The organism is Acetobacter senegalensis (assembly GCF_001580995.1).
Classification (GTDB): Bacteria; Pseudomonadota; Alphaproteobacteria; order Acetobacterales; family Acetobacteraceae; genus Acetobacter; species Acetobacter senegalensis.
In genome coordinates, this window is record NZ_LHZU01000048.1 from 1 (window position 1) to 2,661 (window position 2,661).

Below are 2,661 nucleotides of genomic sequence, written 5' to 3' on the forward strand. Positions count from 1 at the left end.
CGGTGAAGCGCTTTCTAAGCTAACACCAACACACCGTCAACCCCTCTCGCAAATCAAACAAAATACCCCAGTCAACAGCCAGAAACAGCGCAGAATCAGGTCTCTGGAGCCTCACTCTGAAGATTAACTATCGTTCATTTTCGAGATTTTTCGAGATTTTCGGGTCGCCTCTTCTCTATCGCCGCGGTTTTCTTCAAAAATATTTTTTCCACCCCCTCCATCGGAAGGAATTCATTCGTTGTCAGACGCCTCCTCCATTATCCGGATTGCGACCGCACTGATCATGAACCCGCACGGCAAGATCCTGCTCGTGCGCAAGGCTGGCACAACAGCCTTCATGCAAGCCGGAGGCAAACTTGATGCAGGAGAAACAGCACGCCAGGCTGTGGTCCGGGAGTTGAAAGAAGAATTGTCTCTACAGATCGAGGCTGAGAGCATTGATCATATCGGCAGCTTTAGAGCGCCCGCAGCCAATGAACCGGGGTGGGATGTAGTGGCAGATTGCTTCTATGTGCCCTGCTCTACCGAGGTTTCTCCCGAAGCAGAAATTGAGGAAGTTCTGTGGATTGATCCACTTTCCCCTCCTGACATTGAACTCGCCCCCCTCACCCGTGACCATATTCTGCCGCTTGCACAAAAACGGCTTCGGGATGGCGGTGGAGACCGGCTCGCCTGAAAACACGGTTTTCCCGCAAGCATCAGAAAGATACAGGAAGCGGCATGGCATCTCGGCCTCTCCAATAGCCCTAAGGAGTTTTCTAGGACTTGAAAGGCTATTCCGAAATCCGGATATGCTGGGCTTTAATTAGGAATAACCAAGGCCCTCAAACGCAAAACGATCCATCAGTTCATTCTGATGGATCGTTTAAACGCCGACCACTTCAAATAAGTTGAAGGCTACTTTGGCTTAAGTCCGAGCAAAGACTTATGGAGTAGATGCAGTACAACTACCAGAAACAGGCTCGCCTGCCATGACAGCTTGAGTAAAGGCTGCAGAATCAGGCAGTGAGGCCAAAACGGTCTGGGAATGATCAAGCCCTTTATAGACGTGAGCCTGCACTGTTGTGCCCGCCGCACAAGCCGCTTTTACCAAGGCTTTTTGTGAACTGGCAGCAACATCCAGATCCTGACTACCGGTCCCAACAAATAGTGGCTGTTTCAAAGCTAATGTTGGGTACATCATGCCCTTGAATGCCGGGGCCAGCGCTTTCCCCATTGTGGGAGTAAATGCATTTCTGCGCGTCAGGCCATCTTTGCTGACCTGCTGCATCAACGGAGCAAGGCAAACCTGCGCGGCCGCATGATACGCATCCATCGCTTTAGGCGTAAATGCTTCTTCCGGTTTGAAAGTTGGATCAATGTTACCCAGAGAAGCCCCTAGAAGCAGCCCGTAGGCAACGACGGGATCCTGCTTCTGAATGGCCTGCTTTGCCTTGGGTGATGTCTGCTCCTGATGTGTCAGCAACGCAGTCAGCACTTCCGGCGTCATGTACGGAATACCTGTGGCGACTGTCCCACGGATATTGAGGTCTGGGGCATAATCTGGTGCGTAAGCGGCCGCCCCAAATGCTGCCCCTGCCCCCTGTGATTGCCCCACCAACATGACCTTGTTCTGCAACCCAGGCACACCCGCCAATGCGGCACGGACGGAATCAAGCACACTATAGGCTTCTGTCCGCACATTCAGATACGGATGAGGGCCTCCACCGCCCAGCCCCTGATAATCAGTCGCCACAATGGCAAAACCGCGTTGCATCCAAGCTGAAAGATAATCTCTATTTCGCTCTGTATAGGGATGAAGAGAGGGCGCACAGGATTCCGCAATGCCCACCGTACCATGCGACCACGCGACAATAGGCCAGCCCCCGGCAGGAGGTGTACCCGGTGGAAGGATGACTTCAGCCGTTACCGGCACAAGGCCTGATCCGGTAATGCCGTTGGTGGAAAGATAGGTTATTTTCAGGGACCGAGCCGCACCGGGCAGACTCAGTTGCGCATCCAATGGTGCGGTTTCAATCAACTGACCGGGCGCTTTAACAGAAGCAGGTGCCGATTTGTGTTCTGACGCCGCGCAAGCGCTCAGCAAAATGCTCATGGCTCCTGCTGCAAGGAGCGTCCTGAAACCAAGCGTCTTACGCCGAAAATTTTCTACCATCCGCCAGTCACCCTCTTCAGCTCTGTTATATCCTTGCAGCCTTACTGACGTATCTATTCCCAATACTCTGTAAGTCTTCCTTACACCCTACCTTACTTTACATAACGGGCAAGGAACGGAGCCGTTTGACTGTGGGGATTAACTGAAACGTCACATGGTGTTCCGCTGGCTACAATATGTCCCCCGTCCTCTCCTGCACCGGGCCCCATATCAATAACCCAGTCGCTCGCGGCAACCACACGCATGTCATGTTCAGCCAGAACCACGCTGTTGTTCTGGTCCACCAACCGCTGAAGCTGTTTAAGCAACCGGTCCACATCAGCCGGATGCAAGCCTGTGGTGGGTTCATCCAGCACATACAGAACATGGCCCGCCCTGCGTTTTTGCAGTTCTGTCGCCAGTTTGATGCGCTGTGCTTCACCGCCGGAAAGTTCCGTTGCCGGTTGGCCAAGACGCAGATATCCCAGCCCGCCCTCCCGCAATGTTTCAAACCCATGGGACAGAGC

3 protein-coding genes are annotated in these 2,661 nt (G+C 53.3%); 1 reads left to right on the top strand and 2 read right to left on the bottom strand.

From position 1 onward, the window contains the following. Positions 1 to 238 precede the first annotated feature (238 nt). The gene (locus tag AD948_RS00345) at positions 239 to 676 is read left to right on the top strand and encodes an NUDIX hydrolase (RefSeq protein ID WP_082782225.1); all 438 of its coding nucleotides are present in this window, start codon (positions 239 to 241) and stop codon (positions 674 to 676) included. A 249-nt stretch (positions 677 to 925) separates the two neighbouring features. On the opposite strand, the gene AD948_RS00350 is transcribed toward AD948_RS00345, so the two are convergent. Both AD948_RS00350 and AD948_RS00355 read right to left on the bottom strand, forming a co-directional pair. Further along, a complete protein-coding gene (locus tag AD948_RS00350) occupies positions 926 to 2,155 on the bottom strand; it encodes a lipase family protein (RefSeq protein WP_061470235.1) in 1,230 nt (409 codons plus the stop codon). Positions 2,156 to 2,247: 92 nt separating this feature from the next. Then, positions 2,248 to 2,661 (bottom strand): DNA helicase UvrA (locus AD948_RS00355; protein ID WP_082782226.1); only part of this gene is annotated, 414 nt, incomplete at its 5' end.

What these genes read in the sequence shown, in the direction of transcription:
- AD948_RS00350 (WP_061470235.1), bottom strand. Translation starts at nt 2,155, where the DNA reads ATGGTAGAAAATTTTCGGCGTAAGACGCTTGGTTTCAGGACGCTCCTT.